This window comes from Nocardia sp. NPDC003482 (assembly GCF_053588115.1).
Genome location: NZ_JBSFPI010000005.1, coordinates 36,358 through 53,560, shown reverse-complemented (window position 1 = coordinate 53,560; position 17,203 = coordinate 36,358). Strand labels below are relative to the sequence as shown.

Annotated in this window: 16 protein-coding genes; 9 read left to right on the top strand and 7 right to left on the bottom strand. The window is 65.6% G+C overall.

Translation table 11 applies throughout. From position 1 onward, the window contains the following. Positions 1-15: 15 nt before the first annotated feature. Positions 16-1,065, bottom strand: a complete 1,050-nt coding sequence (locus ACWDSJ_RS09395; RefSeq protein WP_450030541.1) for a 2OG-Fe(II) oxygenase family protein — start codon at positions 1,063-1,065, stop codon at positions 16-18. Between the two features lie 22 nt (positions 1,066-1,087). Further along, the gene (locus ACWDSJ_RS09390; RefSeq protein WP_450030539.1) at positions 1,088-2,092 is read right to left on the bottom strand and encodes a 2OG-Fe(II) oxygenase family protein; all 1,005 of its coding nucleotides are present in this window, start codon (positions 2,090-2,092) and stop codon (positions 1,088-1,090) included. Between the two features lie 1,163 nt (positions 2,093-3,255). On the opposite strand from ACWDSJ_RS09390, the gene ACWDSJ_RS09385 reads away from it, so the two are divergent. Beyond that, positions 3,256-4,710, top strand: coding sequence for an MFS transporter (locus ACWDSJ_RS09385; protein ID WP_450030537.1), 1,455 nt, complete (start codon positions 3,256-3,258; stop codon positions 4,708-4,710). A 215-nt stretch (positions 4,711-4,925) separates the two neighbouring features. Then, positions 4,926-5,267 carry an LGFP repeat-containing protein gene (locus ACWDSJ_RS09380; RefSeq protein ID WP_387365228.1) on the top strand — a complete coding sequence of 114 codons (342 nt, stop codon included), beginning with the start codon at positions 4,926-4,928 and terminating at the stop codon, positions 5,265-5,267. Positions 5,268-5,371: 104 nt separating this feature from the next. Here ACWDSJ_RS09380 and ACWDSJ_RS09375 read toward each other — a convergent pair whose 3' ends face one another. Next, positions 5,372-5,791, bottom strand: coding sequence for a VOC family protein (locus tag ACWDSJ_RS09375; RefSeq protein ID WP_450030535.1), 420 nt, complete (start codon positions 5,789-5,791; stop codon positions 5,372-5,374). 54 nt (positions 5,792-5,845) lie between these two features. After that, a complete protein-coding gene (locus ACWDSJ_RS09370) occupies positions 5,846-6,592 on the bottom strand; it encodes a helix-turn-helix domain-containing protein (RefSeq protein WP_450030533.1) in 747 nt (248 codons plus the stop codon). Positions 6,593-6,702: 110 nt separating this feature from the next. Between ACWDSJ_RS09370 and ACWDSJ_RS09365 the strand changes: the two genes are divergently transcribed. Further along, the gene (locus ACWDSJ_RS09365; RefSeq protein WP_450030531.1) at positions 6,703-7,191 is read left to right on the top strand and encodes a hypothetical protein; all 489 of its coding nucleotides are present in this window, start codon (positions 6,703-6,705) and stop codon (positions 7,189-7,191) included. Between the two features lie 30 nt (positions 7,192-7,221). On the opposite strand, the gene ACWDSJ_RS09360 is transcribed toward ACWDSJ_RS09365, so the two are convergent. Next, a complete protein-coding gene (locus tag ACWDSJ_RS09360) occupies positions 7,222-8,196 on the bottom strand; it encodes an alpha/beta fold hydrolase (RefSeq protein WP_450030529.1) in 975 nt (324 codons plus the stop codon). A gap of 104 nt (positions 8,197-8,300) precedes the next feature. Here ACWDSJ_RS09360 and ACWDSJ_RS09355 point away from each other — a divergent pair, with 104 nt between their 5' ends. From ACWDSJ_RS09355 to ACWDSJ_RS09345, 3 genes are all read left to right on the top strand, one after another. Then, positions 8,301-8,915 (top strand): TetR/AcrR family transcriptional regulator, encoded by a 615-nt coding sequence (locus tag ACWDSJ_RS09355; RefSeq protein ID WP_387365243.1) that lies wholly within the window; start codon positions 8,301-8,303, stop codon positions 8,913-8,915. A 1,083-nt stretch (positions 8,916-9,998) separates the two neighbouring features. Continuing rightward, positions 9,999-12,878, top strand: coding sequence for an EndoU domain-containing protein (locus ACWDSJ_RS09350; protein WP_450030526.1), 2,880 nt, complete (start codon positions 9,999-10,001; stop codon positions 12,876-12,878). Positions 12,879-12,945: 67 nt separating this feature from the next. Then, on the top strand, positions 12,946-13,539 hold the full coding sequence (locus ACWDSJ_RS09345) for a hypothetical protein (protein WP_450030525.1): 594 nt from the start codon (positions 12,946-12,948) through the stop codon (positions 13,537-13,539). A gap of 5 nt (positions 13,540-13,544) precedes the next feature. Here ACWDSJ_RS09345 and ACWDSJ_RS09340 read toward each other — a convergent pair whose 3' ends face one another. Beyond that, on the bottom strand, positions 13,545-14,435 hold the full coding sequence (locus ACWDSJ_RS09340; protein WP_450030524.1) for a TIGR03619 family F420-dependent LLM class oxidoreductase: 891 nt from the start codon (positions 14,433-14,435) through the stop codon (positions 13,545-13,547). 179 nt (positions 14,436-14,614) lie between these two features. Here ACWDSJ_RS09340 and ACWDSJ_RS09335 point away from each other — a divergent pair, with 179 nt between their 5' ends. The 3 genes from ACWDSJ_RS09335 to ACWDSJ_RS09325 are packed head-to-tail and all read left to right on the top strand — an operon-like array spanning position 14,615 to position 16,552. Beyond that, entirely contained in the window at positions 14,615-14,983 is a 369-nt protein-coding gene (locus tag ACWDSJ_RS09335) for a YciI family protein (protein WP_450030522.1), read from the top strand. Positions 14,984-14,990: 7 nt separating this feature from the next. Beyond that, the gene (locus tag ACWDSJ_RS09330; protein WP_450030520.1) at positions 14,991-15,329 is read left to right on the top strand and encodes a YciI family protein; all 339 of its coding nucleotides are present in this window, start codon (positions 14,991-14,993) and stop codon (positions 15,327-15,329) included. Further along, positions 15,326-16,552: an RNA polymerase sigma factor gene (locus ACWDSJ_RS09325; protein WP_450030519.1), complete on the top strand. Its 1,227-nt coding sequence runs from the start codon at positions 15,326-15,328 to the stop codon at positions 16,550-16,552. Before ACWDSJ_RS09330 ends, ACWDSJ_RS09325 begins: the two co-directional genes overlap by 4 nt. A 112-nt stretch (positions 16,553-16,664) precedes the next feature. Here ACWDSJ_RS09325 and ACWDSJ_RS09320 read toward each other — a convergent pair whose 3' ends face one another. Then, on the bottom strand, positions 16,665-17,150 hold the full coding sequence (locus ACWDSJ_RS09320) for a pyridoxamine 5'-phosphate oxidase family protein (protein WP_450030517.1): 486 nt from the start codon (positions 17,148-17,150) through the stop codon (positions 16,665-16,667). Between the last annotated feature and the right edge of the window lie 53 nt (positions 17,151-17,203).

Sequence of the window (17,203 nt, the reverse complement as noted above, 5' to 3'; positions counted from 1 at the left end):
TCGTTCGTCGCGCCGTCAGGAGGCGTAGTCCACGTATTTCCCGGCCAGCTTGGCCATGAAGTCCTTCGCGCCGATCGAACGGTATTTGGGAGTTCCGCCGGGCCACACGTCGAGCGTCGAGGTCTCCCGGGGAAGAACGAGATAGGGAACGGAGATCCGGGATATCGCCCGATGTCCGGGGTCCCGCGGCGCGCACACCCGGTGCGAACAGGAGCGGAAACGGTCGTTGCTGACCAGTTGAAGCCAGTCGCCGCTGTTGAGAATCATCGACCCACGCGGCGCGGTGACCCGGCTCCAGGTTTTGCGCCGCGGGTGGAATACCTGCAAGCCCTCGATCGGGTTGGCGGGCAGCAGGGTGATCAGGCCGTAGTCCTCGTGCGTCATGAAACGCCCGGTCTTCGCGGGCCCGCTCACCCGGTCCGCGACGGCCGGATAGTGGTTGATCCGCAGCACGCCGTACGGCGGTGACAATTCCTCGTCGTAGATCGAGGCGTCGATATCCAGATAGCGGAGGAGGGCCCGCACGAGCGGCAGCGTCATTTCCTCGCATGCCCGCCAATACGGTCGCAGCGCGGTTTCGAACTTCTCGTGGGGCCAGAATCTCAGCGCCTTGTCGTGATCCTCGCCGGGCAGACGGAAGGAATCGCGGAAGAACTCCCACGCCTCCACGGCGTTCGGCCGGTTCGGTGTCCACTCCTGGACCGCGAAGTACCCACGACGGAACGCTCCGCCGTACACGAAATCCGTCGCGGCGAATTTCAGCTTCTGTTCCTCGGGAATCGTGGTGAACAGTGCCAATGCGTGCGCGTCGGTGGCGTCCAGCAGGTCGGCGTCGATGCCGTGATTGATCAGAATCGCGAGCCCGGTATCCGCCATCGCGCTGCCGAGCGTCTCGATGAAACGTTCCTGTGCCGCCGCGTCGCCGGTCAGCTCGGACATATCGCAGACCGGCGGCGTGAAACTGTCGTCGAATACATCGTCGGGGCTTTCCTCGAGCGAGTAATCGAGATCCTTGTCCACCACGCCGTACGCGCCGAGCGCCTTCTTCGCGTTACTGGTACCCACGTTTCCGCCTCCTGGCGATAGATCAGCGATCCGCGTACCGCGCGGCCAACCTCGTCATGAAATCCCGCCCGCTGATCGGCCGATATTTCGGATCGAAACCCGGCAACACCTCGACGGTCGACGTCTCGTGCGGGTGGACCACATACGGAATGGTGAGGCGGGGCACGGCCCGCTGGGCGCGGTCACGCGGCACGCCGACGCGATGGGTGCAGGACGCGAAATGGTCGCTGGTGATCATCTTCAGCCAGTCGCCGCTGTTCACTACGAAGGATCCGGCGGGCGCGTACACCCTGCTCCACGTCTTGCGGCGCGGGTGGAAGACCTGCAATCCCTCGACCGGGGTGGCGGGCAGCAGGGTGATCAGACCGTAGTCCTCGTGGGCGAGAACGCGCCCGGTCCGCCCGGCCGCGGCCGTGGCCTCCTCGATCGGCGGATAGTGGTTGAACCGCAGCACGCTGTTCGGCGGGGACAGTTCTTCGTCGTACAACGAGGGCTCGACGCCCAGATATCGGAACATCGCGTGCACGAGGGGCAGGACAATGCGCTCACACGCCTGCCAATACGGCCGCAACGCGACCTCGAATCGCTCCTCCGGCCAGAAGGCGAGGGCCTTCTCGGCATCCTCCCCCGGAATACGAAATGCCGATTTGTCGAGCTCCCAGGCTTCCACCGAATTCGGCAGCGACGGGGTGCTCTCCTGGAGCGGAATGTACCCCATCAGCAGCGGCTCGCCGAATGTGCAGTCCGTCGCGATGTATCTCATCTTTCGTTCGAGAGGTACCGTCGTGAACATCTCGAGCGCCGCGTCGGTGGCTGCGGGCAGCACCCCTTCGGCCCCATGGTTGATCAGGATGACGAGACCGATATCAGCCATGGCCGTGCCGAGTCGATCGATGAACCGACGCCGCGCGACTGCATCGCCGTCGAGGTCCGCCATATCGCAGACCACGGGCTCGAAACCGTCGTCGAATACGTCGTCGGGGCCTTCCACAAGCGAATATTCCAGGTTGTCGAGATCGTTCTCCACCACCGCGAATTTCGTGTGCTCTGCATCTGTATTTACGCTCACACCAGCCCCACAGGTCAGGATCAGATGTCCGGGCGGGATACACCCGACGGCCGAAAAAGCTCGAGAATGATCGTACGAGACGGAACTACCGCGTGGTCCAAGGTTGCCCCACCTGCGGGTGCGCTGTCAACAGCTCGACTAAAGGGGGGAGAATTCGAGGAAGACGACGCGACAATGGCTACGGGACGGCAATCAGACCCGGCAGTATGCCTCGCATTCAGGAGAATGATCCATTATCGGTGCACGCGTATTCGCGCGCCGAGGTACGCAACCGCGTGCGACGGTTGTCGCCGAAAGACGATGCGGTACCCATATATTCGCCGCCGGAAATCCCGTTCGAGAACGGTCGAGTCGGCCGCGACGTCGACAGTGGTCGCGCCCGGCGACCGCGCATCCGGCGCACGGCATCCCGGTTCGGCCGCGAGTTCTCGAGACTGTCGCTGGCTCCCCCTCGACAAGGCGGCGATCCCGCGTGCGCGAGTGCGGGACCACGGCCCTGTACCCCGCTGAGCAGAAGGTGTCGACCTTCGGCGCGGAGTCCGGGGTCCGAACATGCTGAACTGTTGCGCACGAGGAGCGCACCCAAGATCGAAAGTGCGAATCTTGCTCCGCGAGTCTTCGTTCGGCGATCACCGGCAGAAGCCTGTCCCGCCGCGAATACCGTGCCGTCGTCGAGCCGAAGAGAAACGCAGCCGATACGGGTACGACGGCTCGCACGCAACCGACTCGTCTCGACAATCGAACCGTTGCGGAAACTCCAACGCGCACCCGCGAATTCAGGGAAATATGACGATCGTCGGCCCGTACGCTGCCCGGCACGCGCACCGGTCCCCCACCGGAGCAGTAGCGGCCGGTATGCCCTCTCGTCCAGCGCCAACGCGCCGCGCGACGTGATCGGTCGCCGAACGCCTCCTGCTCATCCGTCACATCGCTGCCCTCCCGCCTCAGCAGCCACACGACGTTCGTGTCGAATTCGTTATTACCGTTTTCTTCCATTTGGTAATAAGTGGGCATACTCGAAGATGTGACCCTGGCAAATAGACAGCTAATCACTGGCCCGCCCGCTCGACCCACGCCGCCACCGACCACGCACGTCGTTCGCACCGAGCGGAGGACAGGTGATGACCCGTATCGATACCCCCGCTACCACCCGGCCCCGGCTGGGCCTGGCCGTGCTGATCCTGCCGGTCCTACCGGTATCGATGGATGTCTCGATCCTGTATCTGGCGATGCCGACGGTGACCGAGGACCTGACCCCGTCGGCCACCCAACGGCTGTGGATTCTCGATATCTACGCGTTCGTCGTGGCGGGACTGCTGATCACAACGGGAAATCTGGGCGACCGAATCGGCCGGCGCGCGATCCTGCTGGGCGGCGCGACCGTCTTCGGGCTGGCCTCGGTGCTCGCCGCGTTCGCGCCGACCGCGGCCGCGCTCATCGCGGCCCGGGCGCTGATGGGCGTGGGTGGTGCGATGCTGCTGCCGTCGAGCCTCGCGCTCATCTCGAGCCTGTTCCCCGAACCCCGCGCGCGCTCCACCGCCATCGCCGTGTGGACGGCGTTCGCGGCGGGCGGATCGGCCGTCGGGCCGATCATCGGCGGGGTGCTGCTGCACGACTTCTGGTGGGGCTCGGTGTTTTTAATCAATATCCCGGCACTGCTGGTCCTGCTGGCAGTGGGTCCACTGCTGCTGCCGGAGCGTCGGGCGGGTGGGCGCGGGCCGCTGGATCTGCCGAGTGTGGTGCTGTCGATCGCCGGAATCCTGCCGCTGGTGTACGCGGTGAAGGAGGCCGCCGCGGCGACCATGAGCGCGGCGACAATCGGGGTGGGCGTCGTCGGCGCGATGGTGCTGACCGTATTCGTGTGGCGGCAGCGACGGCTCGCCGAACCGCTGGTGGATCCGCGGTTGTTCCGGGACGGGAGATTCCGCCTCGCCGTCACCTCCAGCGTGGTGGGCACCCTCTCCGGCGCCGGAATGGGCTCTCTCACCAGCATGTACCTGCAATCGGTGGCCGGGCGCGACGCCTTCGAGGCGGCCCTGCTCGGCATCCCCGGCGCGATGGCGGTGTTCGTGTTCTCGATGAGCGGGGCCCGGGTGGCGCGGCGGCTCGGGGTGCGCAACGCCTTCGGGGCCGGGCTCGGCGCGGCCGCCGTCGGCAACCTGCTGCTGCTCGGCATCGGCGTCGACGGCGGAATCGGTTGGTACATCACCGGTTCCACGATCGCGGGCATCGGCTACGGGATCGTGTTCATGCTGGTGCCCGATCTCGCCGTGGCCGCGGTGCCGCCGGAACGGGCGGGCTCGGCCCTCGGCGTCTCCGAGACCAGCCTCGAACTCGGCCACGCCCTGGGCCTTTCCCTCCTCGGCTCGCTCGCGACGCTGGTGTTCCGTTCCGGCGGCGACTTCGCCCCGACCCTCGGCGAGACACTCGCGCGGTCGGGCGACGACCCCGCCTCGGCCGACGCCGCCCGGAGCTCGTTCGTCACGGGCATCCACGTCGCCACCACGACCGGTGCGGCGCTGCTCGTCCTGGTCGCCGCCGCGGCGATGCTGGGATCTCGCGTCCGGCCGACCTGACGACGCGTGTGCGACAGGCCCTTTCACATCGGAAACTGGCTGGTAGCCAGCCTCCCCGCCAAGCCCGCTGAGCGAGTTGATCATTCGTCGCGGGCAAACAGCGGGTGTACGGATTCTGATCGCCGCGTGACTCGCCCCACGGAACGAACGCACCTGCGCTACTGTGATGCTCGGCGTTAGCCAGAATGTAGATTCGCGTGGAAGGAACCTGTCGAATGGGATTCGAAATCAAGGGAACGATCGCCGATCACTACAACGAGGCCGGCGGCGCGTCGAGCCCCCTCGGTGAGCCGATCTCCGAGGAGCTGGACGCCCCCAACGGCGGCAAGTATCAGGAATTCACCGGCGGCGTCATCTATTTCAGCCTCCCGACGGGTACCTACACCGTGTACGGCGCCATCCGTGAGGCGTGGGAGGCCCAGGGCGGCGCGGGCGGCCCGCTGGGCTACCCGGTCTCCGACGAGGAGGACATCGAGGGCGGCAAGATCAGCCGTTTCGAGCACGGCTCGATCAGCTACTCGTTTGCCGAGGGCAAGGCGACGGTTCACCAGGACTAGCGGACCGCGCTCCGGGTCGGGTGGCCGTCGGTCCTCGCGCCGACGGCCACCCGGCTCGCCCGGATTGGACCAGCCACTGTCGCCAATCATTAGCTGTGACAGGCTCACTCGCCGGGCGTGGGGTCCCCCTCCCCAACACTCGGGTTGTACGCCAGCAGCTCCCAGCTGTGCCCGTCCGGATCGTCGATCGCCCTGTTGTACAGCCAGCCCATGTCCTGGGCCGCGCGCGGTTCGGTGGCGCCCGCGGCCAACGCCGCGTCGGCCAGACGATCCACCTCCTCGCGCGATTCGGCCGCCAGCGCGTTGATCACCTCGAGCGAGCCGCTCGCGATGTCGCGTTCGGTGAACGTCGCGAACGTCTCGCGCGTCATCAGCTGCACCACGATCGCGTCGGCGAGAACCACCTGCGCCGAGGTGTCGCCGGTGAAGTCCGGATTGATCGTTCCCCCCATCGCCGTGTACACCTTCGTGCTTGCCTCCAGGTCGGTGACCGGCAGGTTGACGTAGATCTGCGCGAATGCCATGACAGTGCCTCCAAAGATGTTCGGGTGCCGGATCTTCCGGCGTCACCACGAAATCTAGGGCCGCACCTCGACCTCGGTCTTGTACAGGAGCGACAGCATCTCCTCGTCGTCGGCGCGCCGCAGCTGCGAGGCCGTGCGACCGGTGAACCGGGTCAGCGACCGCGCCAGATGCGGCTGATCGTGATATCCCGCCCGCTGCGCGACCTCGACCGCCGCGACCCCCTCCCGCAACAGCTGCACCGCCAGCCGGGCCCGCTCGATCTGCCGGATCGCGCCCTGCGTCAACCCGGTCGCCGCCGCCACCCGCCGCTGCACCGACCGCGGCGTCACCAATGTGGTCGTGTCACCGCGCAGCACATCGGTGACCAGCGGATCCCGCCGCAACAACCCGGCGCGGACGAGCCGGTCCACGAACACATCGGCGTTGTCGTAGCCGGGGATCTCCCACTCCTCACCGTCGAGCACGAACGAGCGAGCCGTGGTGTACGGGCTCGATATCGCGGTATCGACGAGCCCCGGCACCGGCAGCGAGGCCAGAAACGCGCCGTGCCGGAAGATGATCCCGACCGTCTCGCCCACCCCCGCACCGAGTTCCACCACCGTCGGACCGGTCTCCGGCCCGCGGACCGACACGTGCGTCTCCCCCCGATCGCGCCACACGACCAGCTCCCAGTTCGAATTCGCCACCGACCGCATCCGCGACGGAACCGGCCCCGCGCCCGGCCCTGCGCGGTAGACCCGCTCGACATACGGGGAATCCGAGGAGCGCTGGTCGAGACCGTCGGCCGGTTCATCGGTCACGGGCATGAACCTAACACCCGGCGATGAACACGTCCGACTGTCGGTGTGCCCCGAGGATTGAGGGCTCGGGAATCCATAACGCTGTCCGCACGCGGGACGACAAACTGAACATGAAACACGTTCCCTTACAACAGTTCACACTACGCACCGCCGTGCTCGCGGCAGCGACGGCAGCCGCCTGGGGCGCGCTGGCCGGTCCCGCCGCCGCCACCCCCACCGATCCGGTCGCCCAGTTCACCCCGACCCTCACCAGGGTCCCCGGCCCCGACTGCGCCGCGATCATCAACGCCGAAACCGTACCGCAACCACAGTCCGGCACCTTCGGTGTCCGAGCGAAGATCACGCAGACCGGGGAGTTCTGCGGGACCTATTACCTCACCGTGCACTGGCGCAACACCGACACCGGCCTGACCAGCGGACAGTCCCAGCGCGTCGACGGCACCACGGTGGTCGGCCTACCGGACAACGTGATCACCGGAATCGGCATGGCCCCCGGCACCGGCAGGGTCGAGGCGTGGATCGACACGTACTCCGAGGTCTATCCGCAGAACGCGGACCTCGAGCACATCGCGGGGCGGGCGACGGTCGTCTTGACGTAATCCCTTGTCCGAGAGATCGTTTCGACTGATTCACTCACGGGGTGCGCCGGCATCCGAGGTCAGGAAATCGACCACCAACGCGGTGACCTCGGCCGGACTGTCCACGTGCGCGAAGTGCGATGAGTGGTCCAGCCGGTGTAGCCGCGCATCCGGTATCAGCCCGGCCAGTTTCGGCCCGGTGGCGGGCGGCACCATCGGGTCTTGGCGGGAATAGATGAGCTGCAACGGCATCGGGAACGGTTGCCGTGCGCTCCGGCGCCTCCGGAGTTCGCCGGTGAACTCGGCGAACCCGCGGGGCGCCATCACATCCCGCAGATAGCCGACGAAGGTGCGAATGCCCTCGTCGGCCGCCAGGGGTGTGCCGTACTCGCGGGCCTCCTCGAGTGATTTGAGCGTGTCGTCGTAGTAGTGCACGACCCGGTGCGCCCAACGCATGGTGTCGCGCCGGACCCACCACCCGAAAACCGTTGTCGCACAAGGAATCGACAACGCCGCGTGCAACGCGTGCATCCGCGCGACCGGGAATGCCGGGGCATGGATGTTCACCAGGCGGGAGAACGCGCCGGGATCGGCGAGGGCGTGGCGCATGGCCAGATATCCGCCGAGGGAATTGCCGACCGCGGCACACCCCCGCAATCCGAGCGTGTCCTGGAATTCGCCGATCCACGCCGCCATCGCCGGTGCCGAAAGCCGCACGGCCGGTTGGCTACTGCGACCGTTGCCCGGCAGATCGGGAACGATCAGACGGAAATGGGCGCCGAGCCCCTCCAGGACGTACCGCCACGAGTAGCTCGTGGTCATGAGGCCGTGAATCAACAGAAGCGGTGCGCCACTGCCGAATTCGCGATAGTGCACCCGGACGGGCCCCAACGACGCCGAGTCCATCTCCAGCTCCCGCGGCGTCGACGCGAAGTAGGGGTGCGGCCGCGTCGGAAACTCGGGCAGCCGAGCGAAGCGCTGCTGCCGGAACGGTCGCGGTGTGGTCTGGTCGGTACGAACGGTCACGATTCCTCCCCGATCCGAGTTCTTGCAACGCTTGCATGAACTCTCGGACGGTACGCTACGCACCGACCGGACTTATTGCAACGATTACAAGAGACAGGCCGAGCGTGGACCCCCGCAAACAACGCACGATCGACGCACTCCTGCACGCCGCGGGCGAGATCTTCAGCGACCGCCCCGCCGACGAGGTGACCGTGGAGGAGATCGCCGAGCGGGCCGGCGTGGCGGTCGGCTCGATCTACAACCATTTCGGGTCCAAATCCGGCCTGCACGCCGCGGTCGTCGAGCGCGTGCTCGACCTCGACCGCCGCTTCATGGACCTGGCCTTCACGCCCGACCGGACCCCCGCCGAGCAGATCTACGCGGTAGCCGAACAGTACCTACAGTTCTATCTCCAACACCCCGAGTACTTCCGCATGCTCGCCTTCCCCACCGATCCCGGCCGATACTCGGCCGGACGCGACCTGTCCGACCGCCTGGCCCGAAACATCAAGCGCCAGAACGACCGCCTGGTCGACGCCCTCACCGCCGCCATCGCCGCGGGCATCGCCCGCCCCGTCGATCCCGCGAAGGTCGCCACCGTCCTACTCGCCGCCTGGAACGGCATCATCAGCCTCAACTGGCGGCCGGACCAACTCCACCGCACCGAGGCCGAACTACGAGAGCTGTTGGAAACCGCCGCCGATGTCATCGCCAATGGGCTGTTGGCGAATCCGGGTTAGCGGCGTTCGACGCCGCAGAGCATCCCTGAAATCAGGCAATTCGACACCTCGGTGAGCGTATCGCCGCCCCGGCGACCCGAGTTCCCGACGATCCAAATCCAAAAACCCTCCTCCCAGAGTTCACACCACATGACGAATCGTCCTGCACCACAAGAGGTTCGATGCGACTGCACCCCAATTTCCCGGATGACCGCCGAATCCACTTGATCGGCAACGATTTCGACTTCCGCATCGCGGAATACTGCCCCGCTGTGGCCTGGACCGACGCCCTAACGACCCACCGACCACATCGAAGAACGCGTCCGACGCGAACTGAAACGCCAAGCCCGCCTCGATGATCGAACTTCAGCACCGAGATCTTCCTCTCGGAGGCCTCTCACTGGGTCCGCAACTGGCGATCGGTCACCGGCACGGCGTGACTGTCGCGGCGTCAGGCGCCACTGTGCTTCGAAAAGGTGTTCTAACAGCCGGTTTCAACACTCTCGAACGCCATTGTCACAGCACCGTTTGTAGGCTACAACCCGGCAGCGGACATCGCTGACGGCCGGTGCCTGGCCGGTCGAGCAGACGCGTACACCACCGCCTGTTGACAAATCTGACTTCTTACGTGAAGCTCGATGCAGCGCTACGGCTGTGCCATCAGTATTTTCCTGCGAGAAGTCGTATCTCGCAACGCATCCCAATGGCGAGCCTTGGATGTTGTGACCAGGTCGTCGTTCTGGCGGCTCCAGCTGATCTGATACTTCCGCTTCCTGTGCGCACCCATCCGGGACGCGGTCGATTTCGGTCGCTGATCGCCGGGCCGCGACCACGATTCGCTGATCAGTAGCGGCTTGTGGATCCCACTCGGTTACCGAAGCGGAAGATCTTTCGACTTCCGTTGCCGGCCGCTGAGCTCTTGTATCGAAATCCGTTGACCCCGCCGCGTTTTCGCGACACGGTGGGGTTTGTTGTGTTGTGAGGAGTGTTGTGCCGGATCTGGATAGGCCGCAGCAGAACCCCATACCGCCGTGGACACCCGGGCGTCCCGCCGTGCGAGGTCGGACGTCCGGGATCGTAGCCGGCGGGGGCGGGGGTGGGCGTGTGTACACCTTCCACGGACTGACCGCTACGGGCGCGGCACGGCGGTTGGATCGGATCTTGTCGGTCCAGGACATGACAGGCGCCGCGACCGAAACCCGGACCGAGCCAAACAACTTCTTCACCGTCCCGCAGAACGACGAGATCAAAGGCGCAGCCCTAGCAGGTTCGTCGAAAGCGGTGGCTGTACCCATTGCAGCAATCCCACAACAGTGGGATCCGGGTCGTAGCCCGGGTCAGGTGGACACCGGGACCCTCAACCAGTGGTACGCCGAGCGCGAGCAGTACGACCGAATCACCCCCGGCTCCCCGCCGCCGGCCAAGCAGGAAACACCAACCCCATCGGCGAACTCCCCGTCGTCGGCGACCACGCCCCAGCAATCCTCCACCGCCACGCCGCAACCGGCAACCAGCACACCGGCCGCCAACCAGCCTGCGCCGCAACCACAACCAGCGACCAGCACACCGAGCACAGCCGCCCCGGGATCTGCTGACACGGCCAGCCCGAGCAATCCGGTGGTCGCGATGATCGTCGGCGGCGGTACATCGGTCAACCCGGCACCTGAAGGTTCGCTGCCATGGCTGCTCACTCAGACCCAGCAACAGCCCAAACCCGCACCGGCGCAGCAGCCGGCATCCCTGGCAGAGTCGTCGTCGCCTCCTGCGCGGGTCGATCCCGCTCTGCTGCAAAGCTTTCCGGTACTTCAGACCACCTACAACGCTGATGGAACTATCAAGCTTCCCGAACAGCGGAACAGCGAGAACGCCACCCGCGATGTCCTCAACCAGGTGCCTGGTGTCGAAGACCCGGCGCAGTCGAATCCAGCTCAGCGCGTCGTCGACACGGTGACCAGCGGCGTGCGGCCGCCCGGTGTGGTCGGCCCGCAGGAGCTGGTCGACCTCACCACCGCGCTCGGTCACGGCGAGGACGGCACGACCCCGCTCGCCGGTGGCGGTGAACTGATCAAAACCATCACCAACACAGACACCGGATGGCAGACCGGCTACGACGTAACCCTCTCCAACGGGCAGCACCTGTCCTGGACCAACTCCGGAGTCCAGGCGAATTGGCAACTGCCCAACGGCAACACCGTCATCAAAACCCCTCTCGACGAAGCACGCAAAACCACCTACGAGGACATCACCCGCGCCTACGCAGCCGCTCGTGCCACCGGCCGAGATCTGGCCACCGATCCCGCGATCACTGCCGCGCAGCGGACATCTACCATGCTGTCCGCGCTGGGCGGCAGACCCGGCGACCTGGTCGGGGTCATCAAAGACCGAGACGGCAACATCGTCCAAGTCTCGATCACCGACCGCAATGGAGTCGAACACGTCGTCACAGCCCTCACCGACGAATTCGCTCCCGGCCTACAGTTCGACTTCTACCGCCACCCCGACGGCACCGTCACCGACCGAAACGGAAACCCGTTGGTGATGGTCAACGGCTCCCAGCTCCACCTGAACACCGACCACACCGTCACCATCCCACCTAACCCCGCCGCCAAAGACGTGCGAATCCAGCAGCGGAAACCTGGCAGCGACAGCGCCTCCCAGTACTGGGAACTGCCCGACTCGCCCGCGCGGGGAACCAATGCCCCCAGACTCTATGTTCGTCGACCCGACACCGGAATCTGGGCCGAAATCGCCGAAATACCCCTCCCACCAGGCCTCACCGCGCACCGGCTCTACAAAGTAGCCGGCGGCGGTGTGCTCGTCGAAGACACCAGCGGAACCCACTGGGCCACCGACCCCGGCAAGGCCCTCACCGTCTCCGACGAACTCAAAAGCACCGCAATCGATCTCGCCTTCCTCGCCGGCGGCGAACTCGTCGGCTCGATCGCCGCCCGCGGGGCAACAGCCCTGGGCCGCCACGTTCTGAGCCGCTACGTCGGGCGAGGTACCACCCGTGCTACCGGACCTGCCACCGGCACCTCCGACACCGTCGCCGGACAAGGTCCACGCGGGCTACCCGAGCCCGCCGAAAACGTGCCATCTCCGCAAATGCCTACGACAGAAACAGTCACTCGAACCGCCGAACCAATAAGCGGTCCCTCGACCGCGGAAACCGAAGTGATCGTCGAGGCGAGACAGCCAACCATAACGGGAGGCAGGCAGGGCGAAAGCGGGCCTCACGAGTCGCCAGGAACGAACAATCTACCCAACAGCCACGCCACCCCCTCCAAACCGGGAGCACAGGATCCGACCGCACGGACCTCGACCGGACAATCCAAGTCGCCGTTGACACCCGAGGAGACACCGGTTGGAGACACAACGGGCCCAAAACCGGCGAGTCCTCCGTCGTTGGACGCGGTCCGACACACCGACGTTTCACGCCAACACATCCTAGGAGGGGATGTCCGCAACTCCTCGACAGGAGGGCATCGACCAGGTACCGGCTTCAGCGGGAAGACGGAATTTCCGAAGCATTGGACCGATGAGGACATCATCGATGCCGCTTATCAGGTCACCCAGAAGGGTGAAATGACGAAAGGTCCCTTTATTACGAAGGACGCCCTCGGAAATAGAAGAGTGGCATTCAGCTACGAAGGTAAGATCGATGAGGTAACCGTAAGAACCACCGTGTTCGCGGACGGAGAAATACGCACGTCATTCCCGCTCAAATCTACCGATCCGGGAGTAATCAGCAATCCCAGTCTCCCAGCCGACATACCTTCCAAAGTAAAGAAATCCATCCCACAGTCGCATGCCCCTCGATACAGCAATCCAGAACTCGGCGGAGATGGTAGTTGGACATGGCGAGGAAAGAAAGGCGGCAGGGATACCGAGATCGTTTTATATCCCGACCAAACCTGGACTCGAGCAGTCCGCGAGCCCGACGGCACGTGGAATCGCACAGTCCATGGCCCTGACCAAGAGTGACCCTAGAGGCTATGGCGAGGTATGATAATAATCTTTGATGGCAGCGAAATGATTTCAGGAGGGCGCAATGGTGGACGTCTATTCGGGAACGTCCGAGCTGTGTCGACAGTTTGCAGGAAGACTTCCCGACCACTACATCGACGCCGCCCGGGGCAGTTTCGTAGGCGGTGAATATGCCATGGCCCTACAGGCTATAATTCTGGGGGCGGAAAATGATCGCGTGGGCGTCACCCGCGACGAAGCCCGTCTGATGCGAAGTCTGCTCGACGAAGCCGATCTGGACGAAAGCGACGTGAACTCTATACCTATCATCGATGAAGCGCCACCTCTCCGGTACGGGTTCGACGCCGATGGAACGAGGGATCTTCCAGATCCCTCCTACGCTGACAAATTGATCCGCGAATGGGCCGCCGAAAACAATCCACGATGGATCGGACGGTCTCGGCGCACACCGATCGCCCGATCCGGGGAAGCGGCGACGTGGCTGTATGTCGTGGAGACGGCACCCGATACCAACGAATTCAATGACTACATTGCAATCAGCAGAATGCTCTGGACGGCTCTTCAGGACCAATGTCTCGTGGAAGTTTTCAGAGAAGGCGCAACCCTCCCGCCCTACCACAAATCAGCAGTGGCGAATTCGGCCAGAATATGGCCATAACGACATCATGCAGTCCGTATCCGGTTGCGCAGCGCTTCCAGCAGTTCGACCTGCTGTTCGGGGTGCACGGGTACGAGATTGAGCGCGATGTGCATCTCGTCGGCGCCGACCTCCAGCGCGTGGTCGAGTTCGTGGAGCACGGCGTCGGTGAACGCGCGGGGAGAGAGTCGGCGACGGGCCGGGATCACGTTCACCACGACGGTGCCGGTACCGCCGGCCGCTCGGTACCAGCCGACGTGTGCGCGGGTGTCCTCCCAGTCGACAGCGGTGGTGATGTAGCCGTCACCGATGCGGGCCGCCCGTTCGATGGTGTGGCGGGTGATCGCGCCGAGGAACAGAGGGATGGTGCCGCCGGACGGTTTCGGGCCGACCATGGACGGCGGAATCCGGTAGCGCTCACCACGGAACTCGACGGGATCGGGGCCCCAGCACGCCCGCATCGCGGCGATGTGCTCGACGAATCCGGCTCCTCGGCGGCTGGCCGGTACACCCGCGGCGGTGAATTCCTCGGGGATGTAGAACGGCGGCATGCGGGTGCCGCCGCCTTGGCCGATCCCGACATCCAGGCGTCCGCCGGACAATCGGTCCAGCGTGGCGAGCCTGCGGGCCAGGACGATGGGCGGTTGGAAGATCGAATTCAGAATGTCGGTGGTCACGCGGATCCGCTCCGTATGCGCGGCCGCCCAGGTCAGAACCTCCAGTGAGTCCCAGGCGTGCGACTCGGGCAGGCCCGCATCGTTGTTCCACTGCGGTCCGGTGGGGATCAGGAGTCGGTCACTGGCGGACACGGCGTGGAATCCGAGTCGTTCGGTCGCCCGCGCCACCGTGACGACGGCGTCGGGACCGGCGTACGGGTCGATGTACGGCAGGCTGACGCCGATGCGGGGAAGAGTCATTCCTATACTCCACTGATAGCCGATGGACAACGAACACCCAGGTCAGGCGTTCTTCGACAGATAGTCGGAGAGATTCGGAGATTCTTGCGGTCCCAGCACCGCAAGAACGCGTCACCGGCTCCGACTCACATCACGAACGGCACCTCGACCGAGTGCCGCCGACTGTCCGAGGAGACGACGTGAAGTTCTTGTTGATCATGCACAACAACCCGCAGATCTGGGACGCGCTGACCGAGCAGGAGCGCAATGAGGTGATGAGCGGCCACGGCGCGTTCATCGAGACCATCAAGAAGTCGGGAGAGATGATCGGCACAACAGCGCTGGCGGACCCGTCGCAGAGCGCCGTGGTCCGGGTGCGGGGCGGTGTCCAGGCCGTGACGGACGGGCCCTACCTCGAGGCCAAGGAATTCCTGGGCGGCTACTACCTGGTCGAATGCGCGAGCCGCGAACGCGCGTTGGAGCTGGCCGCGCTCATCCCGGATGCTCGTGTCGAGGGCCTCGGCATCGAGGTGCGGCCGGTCGTCTTCGCCGGCACAGCCGAGGACTGAGCACACGGTGAAGTTCCTGCTGAATCTCTATCTGGATGCCGCGGCCCTGCCGGGAGACGGCTTCGACCACGAGGGGTTCCTGGCCGCGGCCGAGCGGACCGGGGAATTGATCAGCGGGTACCTGTTCGCCGATCCGTCGCTCAGTGCCGTCGTCCGGGTCCGCGGTGGCGTCGTGACGGTGACCGAGGGGCCGTATCGGCGGAGCCCGGATCATGTCGCCGGTCAGTATCTGGTCGACTGCGAAAACCCTGAGCGCGCAACGGAACTCGCCGCCCTGATATCGAGCGACCGGACCAGCGGCGTGGAGGTGCGACCGTTGATGGACTCGGCCGGAACGGACGTGTGAGCACGCACGCACGCCTCGAGGACCTGCTGCGCGAGCTGGCGCCGCAGGTCCTCGGGGCGCTCCTGCGCCGCTACGGCGGGTTCGAGGAATGCGAGGACGCGGTCCAGGAGGCGTTGCTCGCCGCGGCGACCCGGTGGCCCGTCGAGGGCGTCCCGGACAGTCCGCGGTCCTGGCTGATCACCGTCGCCGCCCGCCGGATGGTCGATCAGATACGCAGCGAACAGGCACGCCGCCACCGTGAGATCAGCGCGGCGGTACAGCAGACGCCCGACCCCCTGCCGCCCGGCGATCAGGACGACACCCTCGTCCTGCTGTTCCTGTGCTGCCACCCCGCGTTGACGCCCGCCTCCCAGGTCGCGCTCACCCTGCGGGCGGTCGGCGGACTCACCACCGCCGAGGTGGCGCGGGCCTTCCTCGTACCGGAGGTCACCATGGGGCCGCGGATCAGCCGTGCCAAGCAGCGGATAAAAGCGTCCGGAGCGTCGTTCACGATGCCGAACGCTCACCAGTGGCCCGAGCGACTGGACGCGGTCCTGCATGTGCTCTACCTGATCTTCAACGAGGGCTACACCGCCAGCTCCGGCCCCGATCTACACCGCGAGGAGCTCACCGCGGAGGCGATCCGGATCATCCGCATGCTGCACCGATCCCTACCCGACGACGGTGAGGTCGCCGCGCTCCTGGCCCTCATGCTGCTGACCGACGCCCGCCGATCCGCCCGCACCGGCCCGGACGGAGCCCTCATCCCATTGGCCGAACAAGACCGAACCCAGTGGGACGCCACCATGATCGACGAAGGCGTCGCCCTCATCACCGCCGCCATGTCCTCCTCCCCCCTCGGCCCCTACCAGCTGCAAGCCGCGATCGCCGCGCTGCACGTCCAAGCACCCCGAGCCGAGGACACCGACTGGGACCAGATCCGCATCCTTTACGGAATTCTCCATCGGATCGCCCCGAACCCGATGGTCACCCTCAACCACGTCGTCGCGGTCGCGATGACCCGCGGCCCCCGAGCCGGACTCGAACTCCTCGAAACCCTCGACAGCGACCCCCGAATCGCCGCCCACCACCGCCTCTACGCCGTCCGCGCCCACCTCCAAGAGCAGGCAGGCGAACACACCGCGGCTCGAGCGAACTACACACTGGCGGCCCGTCGCACCACAAGCCTTCCCGAACAGCGCTACCTGCTCGAGCGGGCGAACAGGTTGGATCGACCCCGCTAACCGACTCGGCCCCGCGCATCCAGGAAGCGGTTCTGACCACCCTCAACCTTCCGTCATGGATCGAAATCTGTTGATGGTTTGCCGCACAGGATGTTTCACCCGCGGGGTGCGGTCAACTCACGTTCGCGGCGAGGTCGGTGAGGAACTGTGGCATTCGGCCGACGCCGAAGTCGTAGTACCGCGCCCACCGCGGTTCGAGTGCGATGCGCGCCATCCGGTCGTACATGGCCCGGCAGTTGCGTTCGAACTCGGCGGCGAACTCGGGGTCGAAGTTCTTGCGTGCGGCGGCGAGGTATTCCGGGACCACGCCGTCGACGATGGTGAGGTGCACGATCCCGCGCACCGACAGGCTCTTCGCCAATCCGGGGGTGTCGCCGGAGTCGAGGCTCAGAGCCACCTCGGGGCGAGCGGACAAGGCCGCGACCTTGGGGGCGGTGGCGGCGGTGGACATGACGATCTCCTCGCCGGTCCAGAAGATGCCGATGGGAACGACGCGGGGCAGCCCGTCGAGCCCGAGGTAGGCCAGCCGCGCCATCGAAGCCTGGTTCAACAGCTCGTGGGCGTCGGCGAATTCCTGTTCGATGCGCTGGGGATCCATGATCGTGTTCCTCGAAGTCGCGAGATGGGTGGCTTTCAGCAGACGTCCTACAT

Coding starts and splice junctions, on each gene's coding strand:
- ACWDSJ_RS09385 (WP_450030537.1), top strand. CDS start 3,256: ATGACCCGTATCGATACCCCCGCTACCACCCGGCCCCGGCTGGGCCTG.
- ACWDSJ_RS09380 (WP_387365228.1), top strand. CDS start 4,926: ATGGGATTCGAAATCAAGGGAACGATCGCCGATCACTACAACGAGGCC.
- ACWDSJ_RS09375 (WP_450030535.1), bottom strand. CDS start 5,791: ATGGCATTCGCGCAGATCTACGTCAACCTGCCGGTCACCGACCTGGAG.
- ACWDSJ_RS09365 (WP_450030531.1), top strand. CDS start 6,703: ATGAAACACGTTCCCTTACAACAGTTCACACTACGCACCGCCGTGCTC.
- ACWDSJ_RS09345 (WP_450030525.1), top strand. CDS start 12,946: ATGGTGGACGTCTATTCGGGAACGTCCGAGCTGTGTCGACAGTTTGCA.
- ACWDSJ_RS09340 (WP_450030524.1), bottom strand. CDS start 14,435: ATGACTCTTCCCCGCATCGGCGTCAGCCTGCCGTACATCGACCCGTAC.
- ACWDSJ_RS09320 (WP_450030517.1), bottom strand. CDS start 17,150: ATGGATCCCCAGCGCATCGAACAGGAATTCGCCGACGCCCACGAGCTG.